This is a genomic window from Microbacterium sp. NPDC056234, assembly GCF_042267585.1.
Lineage (GTDB): Bacteria > Actinomycetota > Actinomycetes > Actinomycetales > Microbacteriaceae > Microbacterium.
Window position 1 is genome coordinate 92035 of record NZ_JBHJTE010000005.1, and the last position, 25363, is coordinate 117397.

General features: G+C 67.7%; 21 protein-coding genes and 1 riboswitch. Of the genes, 7 read left to right on the forward strand and 14 right to left on the reverse strand.

Features of this window, described 5'->3' with window-relative positions; all coding sequences use genetic code 11:
• Window positions 1-58: 58 nt before the first annotated feature.
• Window positions 59-1969 (reverse strand): translational GTPase TypA, encoded by a 1911-nt coding sequence (gene typA, locus ACFCYE_RS14195; protein WP_376179698.1) that lies wholly within the window; start codon window positions 1967-1969, stop codon window positions 59-61.
• 97 nt (window positions 1970-2066) lie between these two features.
• On the opposite strand from typA, the gene ACFCYE_RS14200 reads away from it, so the two are divergent.
• Window positions 2067-2840 carry a CPBP family intramembrane glutamic endopeptidase gene (locus tag ACFCYE_RS14200; protein ID WP_376179699.1) on the forward strand — a complete coding sequence of 258 codons (774 nt, stop codon included), beginning with the start codon at window positions 2067-2069 and terminating at the stop codon, window positions 2838-2840.
• Window positions 2841-2866: 26 nt separating this feature from the next.
• Here ACFCYE_RS14200 and ACFCYE_RS14205 read toward each other — a convergent pair whose 3' ends face one another.
• The 8 genes from ACFCYE_RS14205 to gcvT all read right to left on the reverse strand — a co-directional run bounded on the left by ACFCYE_RS14205 (window position 2867) and on the right by gcvT (window position 13296).
• On the reverse strand, window positions 2867-3409 hold the full coding sequence (locus tag ACFCYE_RS14205) for a PH domain-containing protein (protein WP_376179701.1): 543 nt from the start codon (window positions 3407-3409) through the stop codon (window positions 2867-2869).
• A gap of 31 nt (window positions 3410-3440) precedes the next feature.
• The gene (locus tag ACFCYE_RS14210; protein WP_376179702.1) at window positions 3441-5114 is read right to left on the reverse strand and encodes a dipeptide ABC transporter ATP-binding protein; all 1674 of its coding nucleotides are present in this window, start codon (window positions 5112-5114) and stop codon (window positions 3441-3443) included.
• Window positions 5111-6052, reverse strand: coding sequence for an ABC transporter permease (locus ACFCYE_RS14215; protein ID WP_376179704.1), 942 nt, complete (start codon window positions 6050-6052; stop codon window positions 5111-5113). Before ACFCYE_RS14215 ends, ACFCYE_RS14210 begins: the two co-directional genes overlap by 4 nt.
• Window positions 6045-6971 (reverse strand): ABC transporter permease, encoded by a 927-nt coding sequence (locus ACFCYE_RS14220; protein ID WP_376179705.1) that lies wholly within the window; start codon window positions 6969-6971, stop codon window positions 6045-6047. The genes ACFCYE_RS14215 and ACFCYE_RS14220 overlap by 8 nt, the downstream gene beginning before the upstream one ends.
• 94 nt (window positions 6972-7065) lie before the next feature.
• Window positions 7066-8700 (reverse strand): ABC transporter substrate-binding protein, encoded by a 1635-nt coding sequence (locus tag ACFCYE_RS14225; RefSeq protein WP_376179707.1) that lies wholly within the window; start codon window positions 8698-8700, stop codon window positions 7066-7068.
• A 189-nt stretch (window positions 8701-8889) separates the two neighbouring features.
• A complete protein-coding gene (gene gcvP, locus ACFCYE_RS14230; protein ID WP_376180151.1) occupies window positions 8890-11760 on the reverse strand; it encodes an aminomethyl-transferring glycine dehydrogenase in 2871 nt (956 codons plus the stop codon).
• A gap of 61 nt (window positions 11761-11821) precedes the next feature.
• Complete coding sequence (gcvH, locus tag ACFCYE_RS14235; RefSeq protein ID WP_376179709.1) at window positions 11822-12199, reverse strand: glycine cleavage system protein GcvH; 378 nt, start codon at window positions 12197-12199, stop codon at window positions 11822-11824.
• Window positions 12196-13296: a glycine cleavage system aminomethyltransferase GcvT gene (gcvT, locus tag ACFCYE_RS14240; RefSeq protein WP_376179711.1), complete on the reverse strand. Its 1101-nt coding sequence runs from the start codon at window positions 13294-13296 to the stop codon at window positions 12196-12198. The genes gcvH and gcvT overlap by 4 nt, the downstream gene beginning before the upstream one ends.
• A 151-nt stretch (window positions 13297-13447) precedes the next feature.
• A riboswitch (glycine riboswitch) is annotated at window positions 13448-13543 on the reverse strand.
• 81 nt (window positions 13544-13624) lie between these two features.
• On the opposite strand from gcvT, the gene ACFCYE_RS14245 reads away from it, so the two are divergent.
• Complete coding sequence (locus tag ACFCYE_RS14245; RefSeq protein ID WP_376179713.1) at window positions 13625-14128, forward strand: GNAT family N-acetyltransferase; 504 nt, start codon at window positions 13625-13627, stop codon at window positions 14126-14128.
• A 3-nt stretch (window positions 14129-14131) separates the two neighbouring features.
• Here ACFCYE_RS14245 and ACFCYE_RS14250 read toward each other — a convergent pair whose 3' ends face one another.
• Genes ACFCYE_RS14250 through ACFCYE_RS14270 form a run of 5 tightly spaced genes read right to left on the reverse strand, consistent with a single transcriptional unit; the run spans window position 14132 to window position 19517 of the window.
• Window positions 14132-14962 carry an ATP-binding cassette domain-containing protein gene (locus tag ACFCYE_RS14250; RefSeq protein WP_376179714.1) on the reverse strand — a complete coding sequence of 277 codons (831 nt, stop codon included), beginning with the start codon at window positions 14960-14962 and terminating at the stop codon, window positions 14132-14134.
• Window positions 14959-15831 carry an ABC transporter ATP-binding protein gene (locus ACFCYE_RS14255; protein ID WP_376179716.1) on the reverse strand — a complete coding sequence of 291 codons (873 nt, stop codon included), beginning with the start codon at window positions 15829-15831 and terminating at the stop codon, window positions 14959-14961. Before ACFCYE_RS14255 ends, ACFCYE_RS14250 begins: the two co-directional genes overlap by 4 nt.
• Window positions 15828-16793, reverse strand: coding sequence for an ABC transporter permease (locus tag ACFCYE_RS14260; protein WP_376179718.1), 966 nt, complete (start codon window positions 16791-16793; stop codon window positions 15828-15830). The genes ACFCYE_RS14255 and ACFCYE_RS14260 overlap by 4 nt, the downstream gene beginning before the upstream one ends.
• Complete coding sequence (locus tag ACFCYE_RS14265; protein WP_376179720.1) at window positions 16786-17781, reverse strand: ABC transporter permease; 996 nt, start codon at window positions 17779-17781, stop codon at window positions 16786-16788. The genes ACFCYE_RS14260 and ACFCYE_RS14265 overlap by 8 nt, the downstream gene beginning before the upstream one ends.
• Window positions 17782-17822: 41 nt before the next feature.
• A complete protein-coding gene (locus ACFCYE_RS14270) occupies window positions 17823-19517 on the reverse strand; it encodes an ABC transporter substrate-binding protein (RefSeq protein WP_376179721.1) in 1695 nt (564 codons plus the stop codon).
• 215 nt (window positions 19518-19732) lie between these two features.
• Here ACFCYE_RS14270 and ACFCYE_RS14275 point away from each other — a divergent pair, with 215 nt between their 5' ends.
• The 5 genes from ACFCYE_RS14275 to ACFCYE_RS14295 all read left to right on the forward strand — a co-directional run bounded on the left by ACFCYE_RS14275 (window position 19733) and on the right by ACFCYE_RS14295 (window position 25360).
• The gene (locus ACFCYE_RS14275) at window positions 19733-20443 is read left to right on the forward strand and encodes an NUDIX domain-containing protein (protein WP_376179723.1); all 711 of its coding nucleotides are present in this window, start codon (window positions 19733-19735) and stop codon (window positions 20441-20443) included.
• 69 nt (window positions 20444-20512) lie between these two features.
• Entirely contained in the window at window positions 20513-21847 is a 1335-nt protein-coding gene (nadA, locus tag ACFCYE_RS14280) for a quinolinate synthase NadA (protein WP_376179724.1), read from the forward strand.
• Complete coding sequence (gene nadB, locus ACFCYE_RS14285) at window positions 21844-23343, forward strand: L-aspartate oxidase (RefSeq protein ID WP_376179725.1); 1500 nt, start codon at window positions 21844-21846, stop codon at window positions 23341-23343. The genes nadA and nadB overlap by 4 nt, the downstream gene beginning before the upstream one ends.
• Window positions 23340-24191, forward strand: a complete 852-nt coding sequence (gene nadC / locus ACFCYE_RS14290) for a carboxylating nicotinate-nucleotide diphosphorylase (RefSeq protein ID WP_376179727.1) — start codon at window positions 23340-23342, stop codon at window positions 24189-24191. The genes nadB and nadC overlap by 4 nt, the downstream gene beginning before the upstream one ends.
• The gene (locus tag ACFCYE_RS14295; RefSeq protein ID WP_376179728.1) at window positions 24191-25360 is read left to right on the forward strand and encodes a cysteine desulfurase family protein; all 1170 of its coding nucleotides are present in this window, start codon (window positions 24191-24193) and stop codon (window positions 25358-25360) included. The genes nadC and ACFCYE_RS14295 overlap by 1 nt, the downstream gene beginning before the upstream one ends.
• Window positions 25361-25363 lie beyond the last annotated feature (3 nt).

Sequence of the window (25363 nt, forward strand, 5' to 3'; positions counted from 1 at the left end):
CTGCGGCTAGGTCAAACCTAGCGGCAGGGGGCGATTCGGGACACGTGGTCCTCGCGTGTCAGGCGTTGGCGTCCTGGCGCTTCAGGCGCGACGTCTCGCGACCACGGATGGTCTGGTCGAGGATCACCTTGCGGATGCGCACGACCTCGGGGGTGACCTCGACGCATTCGTCGTCGCGGGCGAATTCGAGGCTCTCCTCGAGCGTCAGCTGACGCGGCGGCGTCATCGACTCGAAGGTGTCGGAGCTGGCTGCACGCATGTTGGTGAGCTTCTTCTCCTTGGTGATGTTCACGTCCATGTCGTCGGCGCGCGAGTTCTCGCCGATGACCATGCCCTCGTAGACCTCCTGCGTGGGCTGCACGAAGAAGGACATGCGCTCCTGCAGGGCGATCATGGCGAACGGCGTGACGACGCCCTGACGGTCCGCGACGATGGAACCGTTCTGACGCGTGGTGATCTGACCGGCCCACGGCTCGTAGCCGTGCGAGATCGCGTTCGCGATTCCGGTGCCGCGGGTCGTGGTGAGGAACTCGCTGCGGAAGCCGATCAGACCGCGCGAGGGAACGATGAACTCCATGCGCACCCAGCCGGTGCCGTGGTTGGTCATGTTCTCCATGCGGCCCTTGCGGTTCGCGAGAAGCTGGGTGATGGCGCCGAGGTGCTCCTCCGGCGTGTCGATCGTGAGGTGCTCGAAGGGCTCGTAGGTCTTGCCGTCGATCTTCTTGGTGACCACCTGGGGCTTGCCCACGGTGAGCTCGAAGCCCTCGCGGCGCATGTTCTCGACGAGGATGGCCAGCGCGAGCTCGCCTCGGCCCTGGACCTCCCACGCGTCAGGACGTCCGATGTCGACGACCTTGAGCGAGACGTTGCCGATGAGCTCCTTGTCGAGGCGGTCCTTGACCATGCGCGCAGTGAGCTTGTGCCCCTTGACCTTGCCCATGAGCGGCGACGTGTTCGTGCCGATGGTCATCGAGATGGCGGGGTCGTCGACCGTGATGGCCGGCAGCGGTCGCACGTCCTCCGGATCGGCGATCGTCTCGCCGATGGTGATGTTCTCGAAGCCTGCGATGGCGACGATGTCGCCGGGCCCTGCTTCCTCGGCCGGGTAGCGCTCGAGTGCGCGGGTCTTGAGCAGCTCGGTGATGCGGGCGTTGCTGGTCGATCCGTCCGCGCGCACCCAGGCCACGGTCTGGCCCTTCTTCAGCGTGCCGTTGAAGACGCGCAGCAGCGCGAGACGACCGAGGAACGGGCTGGAGTCGAGGTTGGTGACCCAGGCCTGCAGCGGAGCCTCGTCGTCGTAGGACGGAGCCGGAACGTGCTGGAGGATCGCCTCGAACAGCGGCTCGAGGTCGTCGTTGTCGGGCAGCGAGCCATCGGCGGGGCGCGTGAGCGATGCCGCGCCGGCACGACCGGAGGCGTACACGACGGGGACGTCGAGCAGAGCGTCGACATCGAGATCCGGGACGTCGTCGACGAGGTCGGATGCGAGACCCAGCAGCAGGTCGTGCGCCTCTTCTTCGACCTCGGCGATGCGCGCGTCGGGACGGTCGGTCTTGTTCACCAGCAGGATGACCGGCAGCTTCGCCTCGAGGGCCTTGCGCAGCACGAAGCGGGTCTGCGGCAGCGGACCCTCCGACGCGTCGACGAGCAGCACCACGCCGTCGACCATCGACAGGCCGCGCTCGACCTCGCCACCGAAGTCGGCGTGGCCGGGGGTGTCGATCACGTTGATCGTGACAGGGACGTCGGTGTGGGCGCCGTTGTACGTGATCGCGGTGTTCTTCGCGAGGATCGTGATGCCCTTTTCACGCTCGAGATCGTTCGAGTCCATGGCGCGTTCATCGACGTGCGCGTGCTCGCCGAAGGAGCCGGTCTGACGGAGCATGGCATCGACCAGAGTGGTCTTGCCGTGGTCCACGTGCGCCACGATGGCGACGTTGCGGAGGTCGGAGCGGAGGGCGTGCGCCATGAAGGAGTCCTCAGAAGATGTGGGATGCGCCGGGATGCCGACTCCTCAGGATATCGTACGCTCGCTGGAGCCTCTCTGAGCGGCATACGATCGACGGATGACGAGTCCCCCGGCATCCCGTGCGCGACTGTGGTGGGAGATCGCGATCGTGCTGGCGCTGGGGCTGGGGCAGTCCGCGATCTACGCGATCGTGCAGCTCGTGTACCGGCTCACCGACTCCACTCCGCTGGCCGACCAGACGACGACGTTGAACCCGTCGCGCAGTGACCGCGAGGTCTTCGATCTCATCTACCAGGTGCTCTCGATCGGCTTCTCGCTGATCCCGGTGCTCCTCGTGTGCTTCCTGCTCTGGCAGAACTCGCGCCCGCACCTCGGACGGCTCGGTCTGGACGGCACCCGCATCGGTTCGGACACGAGCCGCGGCATCCTGCTGGTGCTCGCGATCGGCGTGCCAGGGCTCGCCCTCTACATCTCCGGTCGGATGCTGGGGTGGTTCGTGGCGGTGAACCCGGCCGGGCTGGACGCGCACTGGTGGACGGTGCCGATCCTGCTGCTGTCCGCTGCGCGCGCATCGATCCAGGAGGAGTTCGTCGTCCTCGGTTACCTGTTCGCGCGTCTCAAGGACCTCGGCTGGGGACCGTGGCCGATCATCATCGCGACCAGCGTGCTCCGCGCCAGCTACCACCTCTATCAGGGGCCCGGCGCCTTCGTCGGCAACTTGGCGATGGGGCTGCTGTTCGGCTGGCTGTTCTCCCGCTCCGGGCGGCTGCTTCCATTTCTCGTGGCGCACTTCCTGATCGACGCCGCGGTGTTCGTCGGCTATCCGTGGGCCGCAGCGACGTGGCCGACGCTGTTCGGCCTGCCCGGCTGACCGAGCCGATCATGATGGGCGCTTCGTCAACTCTGCGCGATGAGAACGGCCGCCACGATCCACAGGGCGATGATGCCCAATGCCGCCAGCGCGGGGACATCCCAGGAGCGTCGAATCGGCGCGTCCGCCGAGACACCCGCACGATCGCGCCGGTCACTGATCTCGGTCAAGACGCGGACGCCCGTCGGCACGCGCTCTCCTTCGACCTCCCGTTCCTGCACGGTCTGACGTCGCGGGCGCGACCGTGCGGGTCCGCCCAGGGCGGTGACGGTCGTGTCGTCGTCGAGCGCGAACTCGACCTGCCAGCGGAAGTCCGCCCCGCGCAATCGCCGCCAGCCGAACGAGGTACGACGCAGCATGTTCTGCACGGTCACGCCGCCGTCGTCCATCCGGACGTAGGACGCGGCGGCTGCTTCATATGTGGCCCACAGCACGAGCAACGGCCAAGGTGCGAGCAGGAGCATCTGCGCCCAGCCGCCCCGGATGACCGCATCGACGAGCAGAAGCACCACCAGTGCGGCGACCACGCAGACGATGGCAAGACCACCGATCGAGCGCAATGTGCGCACCCCGGAGTCCGCGCGAGACGAGATCTCCCCCTCAGCCACCGAGAAGTCCGACCCCGGGAATCGCCGCGAGGAGACGCTCCGTGTACTCCTGCTGGGGGTTCACGAAGATCTCGTCGACCGTGCCCTGCTCGACGACCTTGCCCTGCTCCATCACGCAGACGAGATCGCTCGAGACACGCACGACCGCGAGGTCGTGGGTGATGAACAGATAGGTCAGGTCGAGTTCGGACTGCAATTCGGCGAGAAGCTGCAGGATCTGGTCCTGCACGAGCACGTCCAGGGCCGAGACCGCCTCGTCGAGCACGACGATGTCCGGCTTGAGCGCAAGCGCCCGGGCGATCGCCACACGCTGACGCTGCCCGCCGGACAGCTCATTCGGATACCTCGTCGCCAACGCCTGCGGCAGCGAGACCTGTTCGAGCAGCTCCCGGACGCGGTCGCGCCGCGCGGCGCCATCTCCCACGTGGTGGATGTTGAGCGGCTCGGCGATCGTGTTGCCGATGTTTCGCAGCGGATCCAGAGATCCGTAAGGGTCTTGAAACACCGGCTGCATCCGTCGGCGCAGCCCGAAGGCCTGCGCGTTCGACAGGCGCGAGACATCGATCCCGTCGATCTCGATGTGGCCCGCAGTCGGCTCCTCGAGCTTGAGCACCATCTTCGCGACGGTGGACTTGCCCGAGCCGGACTCCCCCACCAGCGCGAGCGTCTTTCCGCGGGGAATGTCGAAGCTCACATCGTCCACAGCTCGGAAGGGGATGCTGCGGAAACCGCCCTGCCGAATCTTGTAGTCCTTGGTCAGCCCGCGCACTCGCACCGTCGGCGGGATCGCCGCCAGCTGGTCCGACGTCTCGACGCCACGGTGTTCGACCACGGCCTGGATCCGCTGTGAGGCGATGCTCGGCGCCGCCGCGACCAATCGCTTGGTGTACGGATGCTGCGGATCTTCGAGGATCTGTCTGCTGGGACCGGCCTCGACGATGTTGCCGCCGTTCATGACGATGATCTTCTCGGCGCGCTCAGCCGCGAGACCGAGGTCGTGCGTGATCAGCAGGACGGACGTTCCCCTCTCCCGGGTGAGTTTCGCCATGTGATCGAGGATCACGCGCTGCACGGTGACGTCGAGGGCCGACGTCGGCTCATCGGCGATGAGCAGGCGGGGGTCGGCGGCCAGCCCGATGCCGATCAGTGCGCGCTGGCGCATTCCACCGGAGAACTGGTGCGGGTATTGATGCAGTCGTCTGTCGGCATCCGCGAGTCCGGCCTGACGCAGCACCTCGATCGCGCGTTCCTTGACAGCAGCACGACCCTGAACGATCGCGTTGGCGCGGATCGCCTCCTTCACCTGGAAGCCGATGCTCCAGACAGGATTGAGGTTGGACATCGGATCCTGCGGCACGAACCCGATGTCCCGGCCGCGAACCTCTTCCATGGAAGGCAGACTCAAAGCGGTGAGGTCGCGTCCTTCCAGTTCCACGGTGCCGCCGGTGATCTTCCCGTTGCCGGGCAGGAGATTGACGATCGCCGTCGCCGTCGTGGATTTGCCCGACCCGGATTCGCCCACGATCGCGACGGTCTCACCCGGCATCACGTCGAAGCTGATGCCGTGCAGCACCTCGTTCTCGCCGTCCTGAGTGTGGAAGGCGACCTTCAGATCACGGACGCTGAGCATCGGCGCCTGGAGATCGGCGTGCAGGTATCCGCTCATCGGCGTGCCCTCGCCTTCGGGTCGAGGGCATCGCGGATCAGCTCGCCCAGGGTCACGAAAGCGAGCACGGCCAGGGTGAGCGCGATCGACGGATAGATGAGGGATGCCGGAGCAACGCGCAGAGCCGCCTGTGCCTTGCTGATGTCGTTGCCCCAGGACACGATCGAACCGCCGAGACCGACGCCGAGGAATGAAAGCGTCGCCTCGGCCACGATGGCGGTGGCGAGGCCGAGGGTCGTCACCACGAGCAGCGGGGCGATCGAGTTCGGGAGAACGTGGCTGAGCAGGGTGCGGAACTTCGACTGGCCGAGAGCTCTGGATGCCATCACGAAATCGGATTGTCTGACCCGCAGCACCTCGGCTCTCAGCACTCGAGCCGTCGCCGCCCACGCGAAGCCACCGATCGCGAGCGAAAGCGTCCAGACCGAGCGGTAATCCGAGAACACCGTCATCACGACGACGGCGGCGAGGATGTACGGAATGGCGAAGAAGATGTCGCCGACGCGTGAGAGCAGACCATCCAGCCACCCGCCGTAGAACCCGGCGAGCGCCCCCATGACGAGGCCGATGGTGGAGGACAGCACTGTGGCCAGCAACCCGACCGACAGCGAGGTGCGCGCGCCCCACACGATGCGGGCGTAGATATCGCAGCCCTGGAACGTGTAGCCGAGCGGATGCCCCGGCGCCGGTCCTTCATTGCTGTAGTCGAGCGAGCACTGCCTCGGTGAGACCGGGGTGAACAGCGTCGGCCACACCGCCATGAAGACGAACACGACGGCGAGGACGACGGAGAACCAGAACAGCGGACGACGACGCAGGTCGCGCCACGCGTCGCGCCACAGGTTGCTGGGCTTCTCCGCCACCCGGACGGCATCGACCGCGATGGTCTCCGTCTCGACCGGGGCGACGTAGTGCGTGCGTGAGGTGGAGTCAGACATAGCGGATCCTCGGGTCGAGAAGGCCGTAGAGCAGGTCGACGATGAGATTCACGATCACGTAGAGCACGACGAAGACCGTGACGAAGGACACGACCGTGGGACCTTCCCCCCGGATCGCCGCCTGGTACAGGGTGTTGCCGACGCCCGGGACGTTGAAGATGCCCTCGGTCACGGTCGCACCGACCAGCAGGATGCCGAAGTTGGTAGCCGAATTTGTGATGACGGGGAGCAGGGAGTTGCGCAGGACGTGAACGGGCAGGACGCGGTAGCGGGACAGGCCCTTGCTGTAGGCCGACCGCACCCAGTCCTGGCCGAGCGTTTCGATCACCGATCCGCGCATCAGGCGCATGCTGACCGGATAGAGACTTATGCCGAGGACGATCGCCGGCAGCCAGAGATCACCCCAGTCGTTGTCGGCGCCGACGGTGGGACGGAACCAGCCCCATTGGATCGCAAGGAAGTACTGGGCCAGGAAGCACAGTACGAAGATCGGGACGGCGATGGCCAGCAGGGCGATCACCAGCGAGGTGTTGTCGAAGAGCTTGCCCTTGTTCAGAGCCGAGATGGTGCCGATGACGATGGCGAGCACGAACTCGATGCCGAGCGCCATGATCGCCAGTCGCCCCGTGACGGGAAGCGTCTCGGCGAGCACCTCGCCGACCGCCCGCCCGGAGAACGTGACGCCGAAGTCGCCCCTCAGCACTCCGGTGATGTAGTACCAGTACTGCACCAGGAAGGGCTCGTCCAGGTGGTAGCGCTCGTGCAGTGCTGCAAGCAGTGCGGGGTTCGGCGTCCGGTCGCCGAACAGCGCCAGGATCGGGTCCCCGGGCATGGCGAAGACGAGGGCGTAGATGAGCAGGGTGGCGCCGAAGAAGACCGGGATGACTTGCAGGAGGCGCCGCAGGATGTAGGTGAGCATTCGCTGTCCCTTCGGGATAGCGAGCAGGGTCGACAGGGAGCGTGCTACGGGGCGGCGATGCTATCGCCGCCCCGTAGCGCTCGATCCGCCGTTACTACTCGGCGGCCTTGGTGATCTCGTGGTAGATCGGCACGGAGTTCCAGCCGAACGTCACGTTGTCGACTTCCTCCCCGTAGCCACCGGTCACGTTCTGGTACCAGAGCGGGATCGCCGGCAGGTCGTTGAGCAGGATCTCCTGAGCCTTGCTGAAGTCTGCGACCTGAGCTTCGACATCGGTGTTGCTGATACCGGAGCTGAGCAGATCGTCGAACTCCGGGTTGCTGTAGTCACCGTCGTTGGAACCGGCATTGGTGGCGTACAGCGGGCCGAGGAAGTTGTACAGTCCGGGGTAATCGGCCTGCCAGCCCGAGCGCGCGGCTGTCGTGATCGTGTTGTCGTTCACCTTCTCGCGGATGGCCGCGAAGGTGGGGTACGGATCGCCGGATGCCTCGATGCCGAGTGTGTTCGAGATCGAGTTGGTCACCGCTTCGACCCACTCGTCGTGGCCGCCGTCCGAGTTGTAGGCGATCTTGAACTCGCCCTCCCACTGCGAGATCGCGTCCGCCTCGGCCCACAGCTCCTTGGCCTTCTCCGGGTCGTAGGCGAGCACCTCAGTGCCCTCGAGTTCGTCGGTCCAGCCGTCGATGACCGGCGAGGTGAAGTCGGACGCCGGCGTGCGGGAATCGAAGAAGATCTTCTCCGTGATCTGAGCGCGATCGAAGGACATCGAGATCGCCTGACGGCGGAGGATGCCCTCTTCTCCGCTGAAGTGCGGCAGGAACTGTCCGATCGTGAACGACTGGAACAGCGCGGACGGCTGATTCACCGCCCGATCACCGAGATCATCCTGGAAGGTGGGCAGCGACACCGGCGCGATCTCGTCGATCACGTCGACGTTTCCGCCGAGCAGGTCGGCGTAGGACGCATCCTGCGTGGCGTAGAAGTTGATCGTCAGTCCGCCGTTGGCAGGCTTGCGACCGCCAGCGTAGTCATCGTTGCGGACCAGGTCGATCTTGACGTCGTGCTCCCACGCGCCGTCGCCGTCGAGCATATAGGGGCCGTTGCCGATCGGGTTCTCACCGAAGGCCGCCATGTCTTCGAATGCCACGTCCGGCAGCGGGTAGTAGGCCGAGTAGCCCAGGCGCAGCGCGAAATCGGCGGCCGGCTTGTTGAGCGCGATGGTGAACTCGTAGTCGCTGACCTGCTCCAGCCCGGTGAGCTCCGAGTCCGCATCCCAGCTGAAGCCCTCGATGTCCTCGAAGAAGTAGCTCGACAGATGCGCATTGGAGAGCTTGGCGCCCTCGTTCCACGCCTTGATGAAGTTGTCCGCAGTCACCTCCTCACCGTCGGTGAAGGTCTGCCCCTCCTTCAGCTTGACGCGAATCAGCTGAGGGTCCTCGACGGTGATCTCCTCGGCCATGTCGTTCACCGGCGCACCTTCGGCGTCGTAGTACACCAGGCCGGCGAAGATGTTGTCGAGGATCTTGCCGCCGCCGACCTCGTTGGTGTTGGACGGGATCAGCGGGTTCTCGGGCTCCGTGCCGTTCGTCGTGATGATCGCTTCCGGGTCGGCCCCGGCCCCGGAACTGCCTTCGTCGTCGGGGGTGCCCCCTGACGAGCATCCGGCCAGTGCGATGGCGCCTGAGATCAGCAGCGCCGCGCCCGCGAGGGCGCTCCTGTTTCGCTTCACTTTGTGTCCTCCTATGGACATCGATGAACGCGCACTCCTCGTCGAGCGCGTCGCGATACCCCGAGCGTATGCCCCACAGCGTCCGTGCGGCAGTCCCCGTTAATCAACTGTTACTGAACGAGCGGTCGGAAAAGAAGGATCCCGCCGCCGGAATGCTCCGGCGGCGGGATCGTGAAGGGTGCGGTGCGCTTACGCGAACGCCTCGATCGGCGGGCAGGCGCACACCAGGTTGCGGTCGCCGTACGCCTGATCGATGCGTCGAACCGGAGGCCAGTACTTCCCGGCGACGAGCGCGTGCACCGGGTACGCGGCCTCCTCGCGGGTGTACGGGTGCGACCACTCCCCCGCGATCAACGACAGCGCGGTGTGCGGAGCGTTCACGAGGGGGTTGTCGCCGGCATCCCAGCGGCCGGCCGCCACGGCATCCGCTTCGGCCTTGATCATGATCATGGCCTCGATGAACCGTTCGATCTCGCCCAGATCCTCGGATTCGGTCGGCTCGACCATCAGCGTTCCCGGGACGGGGAACGACATCGTCGGCGCATGGAAGCCGTAGTCGATGAGGCGCTTGGCGACGTCGTCGACCGTGATGCCGGTCGCTTCCTTGAGCGGACGGAGGTCCAGGATGCACTCATGCGCCACGCGGCCGTTCTCGCCCGCGTACAGCACGGGATAGTGCTCGCGCAGGCGCTCGGCGATGTAGTTCGCCGACAGCACCGCCGCGGCCGTCGCGTCGCGAAGGCCCGCCGCGCCCATCATCCGCACGTACGCCCACGAGATCGGCAGGATGCCCGCGGATCCGTAAGGAGCCGCCGATACCACGCCGCCATCGAAGACGAACCCGCCGAAGTGCTCCGCGCGCTGCGCGAGCGGGTGCGAGGGCAGGAACGGAGCCAGGTGCGCCTTCGCCGCCACGGGTCCGACGCCGGGGCCGCCGCCGCCGTGCGGGATCGCGAACGTCTTGTGCAGGTTGAGGTGCGAGACGTCGCCGCCCAGGTCACCGAACCGCGCGTAGCCCAGAAGGGCGTTGAGGTTCGCGCCGTCGACGTAGACCTGCCCGCCGGCGTCGTGCACGGCCGAGGTGATCTCGAGCACCTGCTGCTCGTACACGCCGTGCGTGGACGGGTACGTGATCATCAGGGCCGACAGCGCGTCCGCGTGGGCAGCGATCTTCGCTCGCAGGTCGTCCAGATCGACGTTGCCGAGTTCGTCGCAGGCGACCACGACGACCTTCATGCCGGCCAGGACTGCGGATGCCGCATTCGTGCCGTGCGCGGAGGACGGGATCAGGCACACGGTGCGGTGCTCATCGCCGTTGGCGAGGTGGTAGCCGCGGATCGCGAGGAGCCCGGCGAGCTCGCCCTGCGAGCCGGCGTTCGGCTGCAGCGATACCGCGTCGTACCCGGTGACCTCGGCGAGCCAGCCCTCGAGCTGATCGATGAGCTCCAGGTATCCGGCGACATCGGATGCCGGGGCGAACGGGTGGATCCCCGCGAACTCCGGCCAGGTGATCGCGGCCATCTCGGTCGCCGCGTTCAGCTTCATCGTGCACGATCCCAGCGGGATCATGCCGCGGTCGAGCGCGTAATCCCGGTCGGCCAGGCTCTTCAGGTACCGCATCATGGCGGTCTCGGAGCGATGGACGTGGAACACCGGATGCGTCAGGTACTCGTCCTGGCGCAGGAGCGCACCGGGGAGCGCGTTCACGCCGTCCGCGAAGCCGAACACGCGATCCTGCTTGCCTCCGAACACCATCGCGATCTGATGCAGCTCGCCGACGGTCGTCGTCTCGTCGACCGAGATGCCGAGCGTGTCCGCGTCCGCGACGTGGAACAGGATGCCGTAACCGTGATGCGCCTGCTCCGCGTACTCGGCGGCGCGGCCGGGGACGCGCAGCGACAGCGTGTCGAAGAACGCGTCGAATGCGACGTCGACGCCGGCTTCCACGAGCCAGTCGCGAAGAAGAGCGGCCTTCGTCGCGGTCTCCGATGCGATCGCGCGCAGTCCGTCCGGGCCGTGGTAGACCGCGTACATCGAGGCCATGACGGCCAGCAGCACCTGCGCGGTGCAGATGTTGCTCGTCGCCTTCTCGCGGCGGATGTGCTGCTCGCGGGTCTGCAGCGAGAGCCGGTACGCCGGCTTGCCGTCGGCGTCCACCGAGACGCCGACGAGGCGCCCCGGCAGCTGGCGCTCCAGCCCCTGCCGCACCGCCATGTAGCCGGCGTGCGGGCCGCCGAAGCCCATCGGCACTCCGAAGCGCTGCGTCGTTCCGACCGCGACATCCGCGCCGAGCGACCCGGGTGAGGCGATGAGCGTGAGAGCGAGCAGATCAGCCGCGACCACGGCGAGGCCGCCGGCGACGTGCGCCGCGTCGATCACGGCCGACGGATCCCACACGAGGCCCGAGGCGGCCGGGTACTGCACGAAGACGCCGAACAGTTCGTCGGGCAGAGCGCCGCCGGCGGCGAGGTCGCGCTCGACCAGTTCGACACCGACGGCCTCGGCGCGCGTGGCCAGCAGCGCCTTGGTCTGCGGGAAGGCGCCGGAGTCGACCACGAACACGTTCGAGGCGACCTTCGACGCGCGCCGCGCCAGCAGCATGCCCTCGGCGACGGCCGTCGACTCGTCCAGCATGGACGCGTTCGCGGTCGTCAGGCCGGTCAGCTCGGAGACCATGGTCTGGAAGTTGATCAGCGCTTCGAGGCGTCCCTGCGAGATCTCCGGCTGGTACGGCGTGTACGCCGTGTACCAGGACGGGTTCTCCAGGACGTTGCGCTGGATCACGCTCGGCGTGATCGTGCCGTAGTAGCCCAGACCGATCATCGGCGTGTTCACGGTGTTGCGGGCGGCGAGCGCGCGCAGCTCGGCGAGCGCCTCGGCCTCGCTGGCCGCGGCGGGGATGATGCTTTCACGGCCAGGGGCCCCGAGCCCGGAGGCTCCGGGCAGCGCGCCAGCGCTGTCTGGAGTGGGCGCAGGGGACAGAATGGATGCCGGAACGGCCTGGCGCATCAGCTGCTCGACGGGAGCATCGGCATCCGTGATGCCGAGCGCGTCGAGCATGAGCCGCTGCGTCTCGGAGGTCGTCCCGATGTGACGGTCGGCGAAGGAGACCACTGCGCGATCAGCCCTCGGTCAGCGCGACGTACGCGTCACGGTCGAGCAGGCCGTCGGTCGCGCCATCGGCGACGGACACCTTGATCAGCCAGCCGCCCTCGAACGGCTCGCCGTTGACGAGCGACGGGTCATCGACCGCTGCATCGTTGATCTCGACGACCGTGCCGGAGACCGGGGCGAAGAGCTCTCCGACCGACTTGGTGGACTCGATCTCGCCGACGACGGCCCCCGCGGTGACCTCGGTGCCGACGGCGGGGAGTTCGACGAACACGACGTCGCCGAGCTTGTCAGCCGCGTAGTCGGTGACACCGATCGTGGCGACATCGCCCTCCAGAGCGATCCACTCGTGCTCTTCGCTGTACTTCAGGGTGGTCAGGTCGGTCATTTCGTCCTCCGGTAGAAAGGCAGGTCGGTCACGACGGCGGGGATCTTCGTCCCCCGCACGTCCAGGAACAGGTCGGCGGCGAGCGCCGCCGGGTCGATGTAGGCCATGGCGATCGGGTGGCCGAGGGTCGGGCTGAGCGCGCCGCTGGTGACCTCGCCGACGACGGTTCCGTCCTCGGCGACGACGGCGTATCCGGCTCGGCCAGCGCGCTTGCCCTCCGCCGAGAGCCCGGTGAGGACACGGGCGTCGGATGCCGCGGCGACCGCGTCCTTGCCGACGAACGTCTCCTTGTCGGCGACGACGACTCGGCCGAGACCTGCCTGGGCGGGCTTGGTGTCGCGGGAGAGCTCATGGCCGTACAGCGGCATGCCTGCTTCGAGGCGCAGCGTGTCACGGGCGGCGAGTCCGGCGGGAACCAGACCATACGGCTCTCCTGCGGCCATCACGGCATCCCACAGCGCCGGTGCATCGGAGGCGCGGACGAGCAGCTCGAAGCCGTCCTCCCCGGTGTAGCCGGTGCGCGCGATGAGCAGCGGCTCGCCGGCGTAGCTCGCCGCGGCCCACGCGTAGTACTTCTGATCCGACCACGGGACGCTGACCTCGGTGATGCCGTCCGTCGCCGCGACGATCGCTTCGGCAGCCGGTCCCTGGACGGCGAGGAGCGCGTAGTCGTCCGAGACGTCGGATACCGCGACGTCGAACGTCTCGGTGCGTTGCGGAAGCGCCTGGGCCACGGCATCCCGGTTCCCGGCGTTGGAGATGATCAGGAACCGGTCCTCTGCGAGCCGGTACACGATGACGTCGTCGATGATCCCGCCGTCTTCGGTCAGAAGCAGCGAGTACTTCGCCTTGCCGACGGCCATGGCGGACAGCCGGCCGGCGAGGGCGTGATCGAGGTACGCCCCGGCACCGGCTCCTTCGACGAGGAATTCGGCCATGTGCGAGATGTCGAAGAGCCCGGCAGCCCGGCGCACGGCATGGTGCTCGGCGAGGTCGGATGTGTAGCGCACCGGCATCTGCCAGCCGCCGAAGTCGGTGAACGAAGCGCCGAGCGATTCGTGTCGCGCGCGCAGCGGTGTGAAGCGGGCCTCTGTCATTGGAGTTCTCCCGGAAGGATCGGAAGGATGCCGTACTGATTGCACGGTATCCGAGAACTCCCCCTCTGTCATGGGCCTGAGAGTTTCACCCCAAGGGGCTTTCACCGTCGGCGGATTCCTCGCTGCACGAGAGATCACTTTTCAGAGTGGCCCGACCGGCGCGGTACGCGGTACCTGAGAGATTGGTGGGGAGGCTTGCTCCTTCGGTGCCCGGCCGGTTTCACCGGGGCTCTCCCGCACGGGTCGTGGGGCCTGTCTTCAGTTGTCACGTACAGCTTAGCGTCGCCCGTGACGACCCGATGTCGGAGCCCGGGAGCATACTGTCGCCATGACGATCCGACTCCGGAAGTGGGCATCATCCGACCTTCCCCTGCTTCACCGCGGCAATGCGCCCGAGATGACCTCGTACATCGCGGGCCCGGAGACCGACGAGCAGGTGAGTGAACGTCACGACAGGTACCTGCGGTTGTGGCGAGAAGGGGCGGCGCGGATGTTCGTCGTCGAGGACGAGGGTGTCGCGGCGGGTGCGATCGGCTGGTGGACGACGGAGTGGGACGACCAGACGGTCCACGAGACCGGCTGGTTCATCGTGCCCGAGGCGCAGGGCAAGGGGATCGGGCATGCCGCCGTCTCGCTCATCGTCGACGATGCGCGCGCGCACCGCACGCATCGCCTGCTCACGGCGTTCCCCTCCGAGGAGAACCTGCCCTCCAATGCTCTGTGCCGAGCAGCCGGGTTCGAGCACGTCTCCACACGGGAGTTCCCTTTTCGCGGGCAGACGTTGCAGACCAATGTCTGGGTGCTGGACCTCGAGTCGTCCGAAACCGAGTGATCGTCAGGAGCCGGCGAGCTCCGCGCGCACCTCGTCGCGCAGCCTCCCCATGTTCTCGGGGTCGGGCGCCGCGTTCAAGAGCGTCTTCGTGTACTCGTGCTGGGGGTTGAGGATCACCTCGTCGGCCGGTCCGCGTTCGACGATGTCACCGCGGTACATCACGAGGATCTCGTCGCTGAAGTGCCGGGCTGTCGCCAGGTCATGCGTGATGTACAGGACACCGAGGTTCTCCTCGCGCTGCAGGTCGGCGAGGAGGTTCAGCACGCCGAGGCGGATCGACACGTCGAGCATCGACACCGGCTCATCCGCGACGATGAATCGTGCGCCGGGCGCGAGCGCCCGCGCGATCGCGATGCGCTGTCGCTGGCCGCCGGACAACTCGTGCGGGCGTCGATCGGCGAAGCTCTCCGCCGGGGACAGCCGGACCCGCTCCAGCAGGTCCAGCGCCTTCGCCCGCACCTCGTCGCGCGACAGCTTCGGATGGTGGATGCGCAGCGGACGCTCCAGGTGGTGGATGATCGTGTGGAACGGGTTCAGCGACGCGAACGGGTCCTGGAACACCATCTGCACGTCCGACCGGTAGCGCGCGAGCGCCCTGCCCTGCACGCCGCTCGGTGCGCCGTCGAGCAGGATGTCCCCCGCGGTGGGCGTCTCGAGCTTCATCAGCATGCGGGCGATCGTGGACTTGCCACTGCCGGATTCGCCGACGAGCGCGATCGTCTTGCCTGCTTCGATCGTGAACGACACGTCCTTCACGGCGTGCAGCATCGTCGTCTTGAACCCGGACCGGAGCTTGAAATCCTTGATCAGATGGCGTGCCTCGAGCGTGCTCATCGTGCGTCCTCCTTCGCGGATGCCGCGGCCTCGGCGCCACTGCGCACGAACCCACCGCGCTCGCCTTTCAGGCTCGGGAAGCTGGAGAGCAGCTTCTTGGTGTACTCGTGCTGCGGCGTGCGGTAGATCTCCTCCGCTGTGCCCTGTTCGACGATCTGGCCCTGAAGCATCACGGCGATCCGGTCGCTGATCTCGATCAGCATCGGCAGATCGTGGGTGATGAAGATGACCGCGAAGCCGAGCCGTTCGCGCAGACGCATGATCTCTCGGATGATCCCCCGCTGCACGACGACGTCCAGCGCTGTCGTCGGCTCGTCCATGATCATGACCTGAGGATCGAGCGCGAGCGCCATCGCGATCATGACGCGCTGGCGCATGCCGCCTGAGAGCTCATGCGGGAAGCTCGTGAGACGCGAGGGGTCGACACCGACCAGTCCGAGCAGTTCCTGCGCCCGCTCGGTCTTCGCCTTGCGGCTCATACCGGGGCGGTGCGTGTCGAACACGTCGAAGATCTGCGCCTTCACGCTGATCACCGGGTTCAACGAGTTCATCGCGCCCTGGAACACCATCGAGATCTTGTCCCACCGGAACGCCCGCAGGCCGTCGTCCCGGAGTCCGACGATGTCGATGTCGTCGCCATCGCGGTCATGGAAGACGATCTCGCCGCTCGTCATCAGCGCCGGCGCCTTCAGCAGCCGGTTCAGGCCATAGGCGAGCGTGGTCTTCCCGCAGCCCGACTCACCGGCCAGGCCGAGGATCTCGCCGCGGTGCAGGGTGAGCGACACGTCGCGCACGGCCTTGACGGGCGGGTCGACCTCGTACTCGATCGAGACGCCGCGGGCGGTCAGTACGGCTTCGGGGGCGGTCATGCGCCCACTCCCTTCATCTTCGCGGCCTTGCGGACGCGGCGCGCGGCCTCGGGCGCGACCCGCAGCTTCGGATTGATGATCTCGTCGATCGCGAAGTTGATCAGGGACAGACCGCAGCCGAGCAGGGCGATCAGGATTCCCGGCGGGATGAACCACCACCAGGCGCCCGTCCCGAGCGCCTGACCGGACTGCGCATCGTTGAGAATCGTGCCCCACGTGATCGAATCGGTCGCGCCGAGGCCGAGATACGACAGTCCGGCCTCACCGAGGATCGCGAAGATGATCGCGAACAGGAACTGCGCGGCCAGCAGCGGAAGGAGGTTCGGCAGGATCTCGACGAGAATCACGCGGAACGATCGCTCTCCGGCGACCTTCGCCGCGTACACGTAGTCCCGGCTGCGGAGCGAACGCGCCTGCGTCCGCAGCACGACGGCCGCGCCGGCCCACGAGGTGATGCCGAGCACGAAGGCGACCAGCAGCCAGCTGCGCGTGCTGAAGTACGTGGCGATCACCATCGCGAGCGGGAGCCCCGGGATCACCAGGGCGATGTTCGTCACCAGTGAGAGGCTCTCGTCGCGCCAGCCACCGATGTAGCCGGCCAGGACTCCGAACAGCAGGGAGAGGATGATCGCGATGAGGCCGGCGACGATCCCGACCAGAAGCGACCCCTGCGTGCCGTGCGCGAGCTGGGCGAACACGTCGTAGCCCAGCTTCGTCGTGCCGAGCAGATGCTCGGCACTGGGCGGCTGCAGCGCATCGTTTCCGGAATACCGCGGATTCTGCGTGACGAGCGGTCCGATGATGCCGAACAGCACGATCGTGACGACGATGACGACACCGGTGACGAACTTGGCGGACATCGTCGGCAGCATCGCACGCCAACCGCCCCTGGTGCGCCGCTGGGTGAGGAGCGCGACGGTGTCCGGTGGCGTGGACGTGGGCTTCGTGATGGTGTCAGACATTGTGGCGTGCCCTCGGGTCGATGTATCCGTAGACGAGGTCCATGATGAAGTTGGCCGCGAGCACGGTGAGCGTGATCACGAGGAAGACGCCCTGCATCAGCGCGTAGTCGCTGTTCTGCACGGCCTGGAACATCAGCTTTCCGATTCCCGGATACGTGAACACCTGCTCCATGACGATCGAGCCCGCCACGACGAATCCGAGCGTGATCGCGAACCCGGCGATCGAAGGGATGGCGGCGTTGCGCGATGCGTACATCGTGAGGATGCGCTGCGGCCGCAGGCCCTTCGCCTCGGCGGTGGTGACGTAGTCCTCCGCGAGAGTGGACACCATCATGTTCCGCATCCCGAACAGCCAGCCGCCGACGGAGCTGATCACGATGGTCACCGCGGGCAGGACGGCGTGGTGCACGGCATCCGCGAAGAACGCCCAGCTCCACTCCGGACCCTTCGGGAAGTCGAAGACGCTGTAGCCGCCGATGATCGGAAACCATCCGAGACCGACCGCGAACACCGCGACGAGCACCAGCGCGAGCCAGAAGTACGGGATCGACTGGAGGATCGTCGTCGCGGGGATCAGATGATCGACCCAGGTGCCGCGCTTCCATCCGACCCAGGCGCCCAGAGCGATGCCGAGGATGAACGAGATGACCGTCGCGACGCCGACGAGGATCAGCGTCCACGGCAGCGCCTGTCCGATGAGCTCGGCGACCGGAGTCGGATACTTCGTGACGGAGATGCCGAGATCCCCGCGGAGCATCCGGCCCCAGTAGCCGACGTACTGCTCCCACATGGATGCGTCGTCCGAGCCCAGCAGCAGCTTGATGTTGCGGACCGTCGTCTCCGACACCTCGCCGCCGCTGCGCTGCAGCTTGGCGATCATGATGTCGGCCGGGTCCCCCGGCATCAGACGAGGGAGCAGGAAGTTGAGAGAGATCGCGGCCCACAGCGTGATGATGTAGAACCCGATCCGGCGGGCATAGTACTTCATGTCACTTCATCGACTTCCTGCTCCCGAGCATCATTGGGCGATCAGCCGGCCGGCTGCAGCTGCGGCAGGATGAATCCGGCCGAGACCGAGCCCCAGGACGGCGGGAACGCGTACAGGTCCTCCTCCGTCGGCCAGCCCGTGAAGTCCTTCGCGTTGTAGAAGGTCTGGGTGGCGTTGATCACCAGGGGGATGTAGGGAAGGTCTCGCACGATCTCCGTCTGGATCGTGGCGTACTGCTGCATCTTCACGGCCTCGTCGTTCGTCGCATTGGCGGCGGCGATCGCGGCATCCACGGTCGGATTGTTGTAGCGGCTGAAGTTCCAGCGTCCGGCGGGAACCTCTTCACCGACCGGGCTGGTCGACTGCACCTCGGTGCCTCCGAGCCAGTCGCGGTAGATCTGGAACGGATCGGCGACCGAGGTCCCGATCATGCCGCCCACGATCAGCTCGTACTGGCCGGTCTGGCGCGCGTCGGAGAACTCCTGCCACTGCACGGTGCCGACGTTGATCTTGATGCCGGCCTCGGCAGCCTGCTCGGCGATCAGCTTCGCGGCGTCGTTGTAGTCCGTCCAGCCGTCGACCGAGATCAGATCGAGCTCGATCGGCGTGCCGTCCTTGCCGTACATGCCATCGGCGTCCTTGGTGTAGCCGGCCGCCTCGAGGATCGCGCCGGCGCCGGCGGCGTCGGGGCTCTGCGGGCTGACCTCGTTGGCCGGATCGGCGACCCACTTCTCGTCACGCGGCAGCAGGGCGTATGTGGGCGAGATCTCCCCTGTGAGGTCGACGAACGCCTTCTGCTTGATCGTGCCCCGGTCGATCGCGACGTTCAAGGCCTGACGGACGGCTACGTCGGTCTGCTCTCCGGTGCATCCGAGGTCCGCGTTCGCGCAGGTGTAGAGCACGGTCGGATCCTGGGGTGTGTTGACCCAGTCGATCTTGCCGTTGCCTGTCACGGCGTCAGGATTCGGGATGAACATCCCTGCCCAGTCCAGTTCGCCGGCGGCGAGCAGGTCCTGCGCGGCCTGGTTGTTGTCGACCGCGATGTACTGCACGGTTCCGACCCCCAGGTCGTCCGCGTCGCGGTAGTTCTCGTTGGCGACGAGCACGTACGATTCGCTGGTCACGCTGTCGACGACGTACGCACCGGAGCCGACCGGCTCCTCGTTCGTGAAGGTCGCGAAGTCGTCGACCTCGCTCCACACGTGCTGCGGAAGGATCCAGGTACCGCCCATGCGCTGCCACTCCGAGGTGAACTGCGGCGTCGCGTAGGTCAGCACCACGGTCGTGTCGTCCTGGGGCTCCGCGGAGACGAGACCCTGTCCTTCGGGGTTGTTCCCCTCGTAGGTGAAGGTGAACGCGACGTCTTCGGCCGTCAGAGGTTCGCCGTCGCTCCACTTCAGGTCGGGCTTGATCGTCACCGTGATGACGGTGCCGTCCTCGTTGTATTCGTAGGACTCGCCGATCATGCCGGTCGCCGGCTCGTCCGCCGTCTTGTTGAAGAAGAACAGCGGCTCCAGGATCGGCCCGAGTGCGCCGTGGAGCACGGTGGGTGCGAACGGGTTGAAGTTCGCCTCGATCGGTGTCTGGCTGCCGGCCCAGACGCGCAGCGTCGTGTCGGTCTCGCCGTCATCGCCGGTCTCGCCTCCGCCGCCCGAACAGGCGGTGAGGCCGAGTGCGAGGACGGATGCCCCCGCGATCGCCGTGATCGCGACACGGCGCTTTCCATTGCGGATCATGTGTGATGTTTCCTCTCGATGCTTCTTTGCTGGAGGGTGCTGCTCGTCTTCGAGCCCCCGAAGGGGTTTGTTAGGACAGTAACCTAACAAACCCCCCGTCGGGGAGACAAGATCAATGATCACGGCCGTGTAACGTTTCCGATTCCGTCTTATGACACCGTCGGATTGATGTTCTGGTCACCATGACTCTAAGATGATCTCCGGAGGTTAAAGTCATGGCGACCAGAACTCGGGAGCCCGACATCCGCGTCGCGGTGTCGACGGCGATCCTGACGTTGCGCCGCGGCGAGGACGGCACGCCGGTGCTGTCGCTGCCGCTCGTGCTCCGGACCAGGGACCCGCATCAGGGGCAGTGGGCGCTGCCTGGCGGATGGCTGGTGCCGACCGAGGGGCTCGAGCAGGCCGCCGCGCGCACACTCGCCGAGACGACGGGTCTGGCGCCGAGCTATCTCGAACAGCTCTATGCGTTCGGAGACGTGGACCGCTCCCCCAGCCGCGTCGTGTCGATCGTGTACTGGGCCCTGCTCCGGCAGGATGAGGTCGACGCGCAGAGCGCGGCCCACATCGCCGCAGGCAACGCGCCGGAGAACGTCCGCTGGTTCGACGCGGTCGCCCTGCCGCAGCTGGCCTTCGACCACAACCAGATCGTCGACTACGCCCTCTGGCGGCTGCGCAACAAGGTCGGCTACAGCCGCGTCGCACATGGCTTCCTGCCGCCGACCTTCACCCTCTCCGATCTGCGCGAGGCGTACGAGACGATCCTCGGCCGGCGGTTGGATCCGGCCAATTTCCGGCGGCAGGTCGAAGCGACGGGCACGCTCGTGCCGACCGACGAATTCCGCACCGGCAGCCACCGGCCCGCCCGCCTCTACCGCTACAACACCGACGTCGAGCTCGCCGATCGCGGCCCGCTCGTCGCACGCTGAGACCCCTGCCCCGGCATCCCACCCGCAACGACCCGATCCGACCCGAGCTCCCGAGGAAATGAGCATCCGATGAGCACCGCATTCGTCCCCGTCACCCGTCTGCGCACCGATCCGTCCGTCGACCACGCCATTCAGGCGATCGTCGACGGGGCGAGCGTCGATGCCACCTGCAGCACCGACCTCGCCCTCGGTCCGTGGGACTTCGACACCCGCGCCGGCTACGGACCCGGCTCTTCGATGGGCGATGTGATCCCCACCGGCGCACCGCGGCAGGGCGAGCTGCCTGCGGCGTACCGCGACGCGAACGAGGACGAACTCCACGCGCGCATCGTCGCCGCCAAACAGACCCTGGGCGATCGCGTGGTGATCCTCGGACACTTCTACCAGCGCGAAGAGGTCGTCCAGCATGCCGATTACGTCGGCGACTCGTTCCAACTCGCCACCGCGGCCAAGGGTCGACCGGATGCCGAGGCGATCGTGTTCTGCGGCGTGCACTTCATGGCGGAGACCGCCGACCTGCTCTCCGGTCCAGACCAGGCCGTGATCCTGCCGAATCTCGCGGCGGGCTGCTCCATGGCCGATATGGCTGACATCGACCAGGTCGAGGAGTGCTGGGAGCAGCTGGCAGACGTGCTCGGCGATCTGGACGCCGTCGATGAGCACGGACGCGTTCCGGTGATCCCCGTCACCTACATGAACTCCTCGGCCGCCATCAAGGGGTTCGTCGGGCGTCACGGCGGCATCGTGTGCACGTCATCGAACGCGGCAACGGTTCTGGAGTGGGCGTTCGAGCGCGGGCAGCGCGTGCTGTTCTTCCCCGACCAGCACCTCGGACGCAACACCGCGAAGGCGATGGGCGTCGAGCTGTCGCAGATGCCGATGTGGAACCCGCGCAGGCCGTTGGGCGGATCCACATCCGCCGAGATCCAAGACGCGCGCGTGATCCTGTGGCACGGTTTCTGCTCCGTCCACCGGCGGTTCACGGTGGCGCAGATCGACCAGGCGCGTGCGGAGCACCCGGACGTGCGGGTGATCGTGCACCCGGAGTGCCCGATGGAGGTCGTGGATGCCGCGGACGAAGCCGGATCCACCGATTACATCCGCCGGGCCATCGATGCCGCCACGGAACCGACGACCTTCGCGATCGGCACCGAGATCAACCTGGTCCGCCGCCTCGCCGCTCAGTATCCGCAGCACGAGATCTTCTGCCTCGACCCGGTCGTGTGCCCGTGCTCGACGATGTACCGAATCCACCCCGGCTACCTCGCGTGGGTGCTCGAGGAACTGGTCGCAGGGCGCGTGGTCAACCGCATCCAGGTGACGAGCGACGTCGCCGACCCGGCGCGGGTCGCCCTCGAGCGGATGCTGGCCGCGAAGCCCCCGGCGGTTGCGAGCGCGCGATGAGCATCGCCGTCGTCGGCTCCGGCATCGCCGGGCTCACCGCCGCACTGCACGCGCACGAGACCGGTCACGCGGTGACGGTCTTCACCAAGGGCGCGCTCGGCGACGGTTGCACGCCGCATGCCCAGGGCGGCGTCGCCGGTGTCTACGGCGCCGGGGACTCCCCCGCGGCGCACGCGGAGGACACCGCGTCCGCCGGCGCAGGACTCAGCGATCCGGATGCTGTGGATGTTCTCGTCTCCGAGGGCGCAGCCCGCATCACGGAGCTGATCGCGCGCGGCGTCGCCTTCGACCGGGCAGGCGACGGCACCCTGCTGCTCGGACGTGAAGCCGCGCACAGCGCGGCACGGATCGTGCACGCCGGCGGCGACGCGACCGGCGCGGAGATCGCCCGGGCGCTGACGGCGGCCGCGCGAGCGGCGGACATCGAGATCGTCGAGGGCGCCTTCCTGGTCGATCTTCTGCTCGCCGAGCGTGCGGTCCGCGGCGTCCGGATCCTGCTCGACGGCGTCGTCGTCGACAGGCCGGCGGATGCCGTCATCCTGGCGACCGGGGGCGCAGGGCAGTTGTTCGCGCACACGACGAACCCGGTCGGCGCCACCGGCGACGGGATCGCCGCTGCGATGCGGGCGGGTGCCGCTGTGGCGGATCTGGAGTTCGTCCAGTTCCATCCGACGATCCTGGCGGGCGGCGCGCCGTTCCTCATCTCGGAGGCGGTCCGCGGTGAGGGTGCGACGCTGGTCGACGAGGACGGGCACCGATTCTGCTTCGACGAGCACCCCGATGGCGAGCTCGCGCCACGCGACGTGGTGGCGCGGGCGATCGCCCGTCGCTCGGCACGACAGGGATCGCCGGTGCGCCTGGATGCGTCGGCGCTCGGCGCAGGACGTCTGGCGGAGCGCTTCCCGACGATCGACCGGGTCACCGGACAGCGGGGATTCGACTGGTCGCGGGAGACGATCCCGGTCACACCGGCCGCGCACTACCTGATGGGCGGGGTCGTCACCGACCTCGACGGACGCACGACGCTCGACGGGCTGTTCGCCGCCGGAGAGGCCGCGCGCACCGGAGTGCACGGCGCGAACCGATTGGCATCGAACTCGCTCCTCGAGGGCGCTGTGTTCGGCGCTCGCGCGGCGGCGGCCGCCGCGCGAGCCTCGGCGGCGATCACCTCCTCCGCGATGGATCTCCGGGTTGGTGCGGGTTCTGACCGGGAGCATCCGCAGGACGCCGGACACGCGGCGGCGGCGTTCGCCCGCGAAACCCTCCAGCAGCTCATGTGGGAGAACGTCGGTCTGCTCCGCACGGACGAAGGCCTCGCAGAGGCTCTCACCACGACCCGTGCGTGGCAGGCGCAGGCACCCGCCCCGGCATCCATCGCCGAGCACGAGGACGCGAACCTGCTCCTGCTCGCCGCCGCCACGGCATCCGCAGCCCTCGCGCGCACCGAATCGGTGGGCGCCCATTTCCGCGAACGTTCCCTGATCGGAGCCCGATGATCACCGCCGCCACCCTCACCCGCGTCGTCTCGGCCGCCCTCGAAGAGGACGCCCCGTGGGGCGACCTCACGAGCACGGCCCTGCTCCCCGCCGACGCGACGGCGACCGCCGATCTGGTCGCTCGGGAAGCCGGGATCTTCAGCGGCGGGGACGTGTTCGCCGCCGCGTTCACGTTGACCGACTCGGCCGTCGCTGTCGACCTGCACGTCGGCGACGGGGACGCCTTCGTGCCGGGTGACGTGCTGGCCTCGGCATCCGGCTCTGCGCGGAGCCTGCTCACGGCAGAACGGGTCGCGCTCAACTTCGTCCAACGCATGAGCGGGATCGCGACGCTCACGGCCGCCTACGTCGATGCCGTCGAAGGCACCGGTGCGCGCATCGCCGACACGCGCAAGACGACGCCGGGCCTGCGCGCCTTCGAGCGGCACGCCGTGATCTCGGGCGGCGGAAGCAACCACCGCTATTCGCTGTCGGATGCGGTGATGGCCAAGGACAACCATCTGGCCGTTCTCAGCGGAGCCGGAGCGGACCTCGCCACCGCCCTGCGCGAAGCGCTCACGCGCCTGCCGCACACGACGCACGTCGTCGTCGAGGTGGACCGGCTCGAACAGATCTCCGCGGTGCTGGACGGCGGTGCGGACACCGTGCTGCTCGACAACTTCTCCCTCGACGATCTCCGGACCGGCGTGGAGCTGATCGGCGAGCGCGCGACGGCCGAGGCGTCCGGTGGCGTCAGCCTCGACACCGTCCGCGCTATCGCCGAGACGGGGGTCGACGTGGTCTCGGTAGGCGCACTCACGCATTCGGCGCGTGCCCTCGATCTGGGACTCGACCTGCGGATCGGCTGATGCTCTACCTCGACCACGCCGCGACGTCCCCCGTGCGCCCCGAGGCGCTCGAGTCGATGCGTCCGTTCCTCACCGGCGTGTTCGGCAACCCGTCCAGCCACCACACGGTCGGCGAAGCCGCGGCGAGCGCGCTCGAGGATGCTCGCGCGCGCGTCGCCCGTGTGCTCGGGATGCGCAAGGGTGACGTCATCTTCACCGCCGGCGGCACCGAGGCGAACAACCTCGCCGTCAAGGGCGTCATGCTGGCATCGGACCGTCGTCATCTGGTGGTTTCGCCGATCGAGCACGAGTCGATCCTCGAGTCGGCTGCCTACCTCGAGCGGTTCCATAGCATCACGGTTTCGCGCGTGCCGGTGGATGCGGGCGGCCGCATCACCCCCGAGGCGCTGGCCGCGGTGCTGCGCGACGACACCGCACTGGTCTCCCTCGGGCATGCGAACAACGAGATCGGGACCGTGCAGGACGTCGCGGCGCTGGCGTCCGTCGCGCATGCGGCCGATGCGGTGCTGCACGTCGACGCGGTGCAGACAGCCGGGTGGCTGCCACTGACCGGGCTCGACGCCGACGCGATCTCGGTCGCGGGCCACAAGCTCGGAGCCCCCAAGGGGATCGGCGCGCTGGCGGTCAGGGGGCGGATCCCGCTCGAGCCGTTGCTGCACGGCGGCGGGCAGGAGCGCGGGCGACGCTCGGGCACGGAGAACGTCGCGGGCGCCGTCGCGCTGGCCACCGCCCTCGAGCTCGCTGATGTGGAAAGCGATGCGGTCGCGAAAGCGGTCGGCGAGCGCACGCGCGCATTCATCGGCGGCGTGCTCGCGAGCGTCCCCGCGGCCGCACTCACCGGCGACGCCGTCGATCGCCTCCCTGGCACAGCGAGCTTCACCTTCACGGGCGTCAGCGGCGAGGCCGTGCTGCTCGAACTGGAGCGCCGCGGTGTCGTCTCGTCGAGCGGATCGGCGTGCGCGGCGGGCAGCGACGAGCCATCGCACGTCCTGATCGCCTGCGGCATCGCGCCGGAGGTCGCCCAGTCCTCGGTCCGGTTCACGTTCGACCGCAGGGCCCTCCCCGCGGAGGCTCCGGCGCAGCTGGCGGCTCTGGTCGCGGACGCGGTGCGCGCCGTTTCCGGTCATGACTCCTCATCCACGCGAACCACGCACGCACCACCGCCCTAGACT

What these genes read in the sequence shown, in the direction of transcription:
- ACFCYE_RS14220 (WP_376179705.1), bottom strand. Translation starts at nt 6,971, where the DNA reads ATGCTCACCTACATCCTGCGGCGCCTCCTGCAAGTCATCCCGGTCTTC.
- nadC (WP_376179727.1), top strand. Translation starts at nt 23,340, where the DNA reads ATGATCACCGCCGCCACCCTCACCCGCGTCGTCTCGGCCGCCCTCGAA.
- ACFCYE_RS14245 (WP_376179713.1), top strand. Translation starts at nt 13,625, where the DNA reads ATGACGATCCGACTCCGGAAGTGGGCATCATCCGACCTTCCCCTGCTT.
- ACFCYE_RS14270 (WP_376179721.1), bottom strand. Translation starts at nt 19,517, where the DNA reads ATGATCCGCAATGGAAAGCGCCGTGTCGCGATCACGGCGATCGCGGGG.
- nadB (WP_376179725.1), top strand. Translation starts at nt 21,844, where the DNA reads ATGAGCATCGCCGTCGTCGGCTCCGGCATCGCCGGGCTCACCGCCGCA.
- ACFCYE_RS14295 (WP_376179728.1), top strand. Translation starts at nt 24,191, where the DNA reads ATGCTCTACCTCGACCACGCCGCGACGTCCCCCGTGCGCCCCGAGGCG.
- ACFCYE_RS14200 (WP_376179699.1), top strand. Translation starts at nt 2,067, where the DNA reads ATGACGAGTCCCCCGGCATCCCGTGCGCGACTGTGGTGGGAGATCGCG.
- ACFCYE_RS14260 (WP_376179718.1), bottom strand. Translation starts at nt 16,793, where the DNA reads ATGTCTGACACCATCACGAAGCCCACGTCCACGCCACCGGACACCGTC.
- ACFCYE_RS14265 (WP_376179720.1), bottom strand. Translation starts at nt 17,781, where the DNA reads ATGAAGTACTATGCCCGCCGGATCGGGTTCTACATCATCACGCTGTGG.
- ACFCYE_RS14215 (WP_376179704.1), bottom strand. Translation starts at nt 6,052, where the DNA reads ATGTCTGACTCCACCTCACGCACGCACTACGTCGCCCCGGTCGAGACG.
- gcvP (WP_376180151.1), bottom strand. Translation starts at nt 11,760, where the DNA reads ATGCTCGACGCGCTCGGCATCACGGATGCCGATGCTCCCGTCGAGCAG.
- ACFCYE_RS14250 (WP_376179714.1), bottom strand. Translation starts at nt 14,962, where the DNA reads ATGAGCACGCTCGAGGCACGCCATCTGATCAAGGATTTCAAGCTCCGG.
- ACFCYE_RS14255 (WP_376179716.1), bottom strand. Translation starts at nt 15,831, where the DNA reads ATGACCGCCCCCGAAGCCGTACTGACCGCCCGCGGCGTCTCGATCGAG.
- gcvH (WP_376179709.1), bottom strand. Translation starts at nt 12,199, where the DNA reads ATGACCGACCTGACCACCCTGAAGTACAGCGAAGAGCACGAGTGGATC.
- gcvT (WP_376179711.1), bottom strand. Translation starts at nt 13,296, where the DNA reads ATGACAGAGGCCCGCTTCACACCGCTGCGCGCGCGACACGAATCGCTC.
- typA (WP_376179698.1), bottom strand. Translation starts at nt 1,969, where the DNA reads ATGGCGCACGCCCTCCGCTCCGACCTCCGCAACGTCGCCATCGTGGCG.
- nadA (WP_376179724.1), top strand. Translation starts at nt 20,513, where the DNA reads ATGAGCACCGCATTCGTCCCCGTCACCCGTCTGCGCACCGATCCGTCC.
- ACFCYE_RS14210 (WP_376179702.1), bottom strand. Translation starts at nt 5,114, where the DNA reads ATGAGCGGATACCTGCACGCCGATCTCCAGGCGCCGATGCTCAGCGTC.
- ACFCYE_RS14275 (WP_376179723.1), top strand. Translation starts at nt 19,733, where the DNA reads ATGGCGACCAGAACTCGGGAGCCCGACATCCGCGTCGCGGTGTCGACG.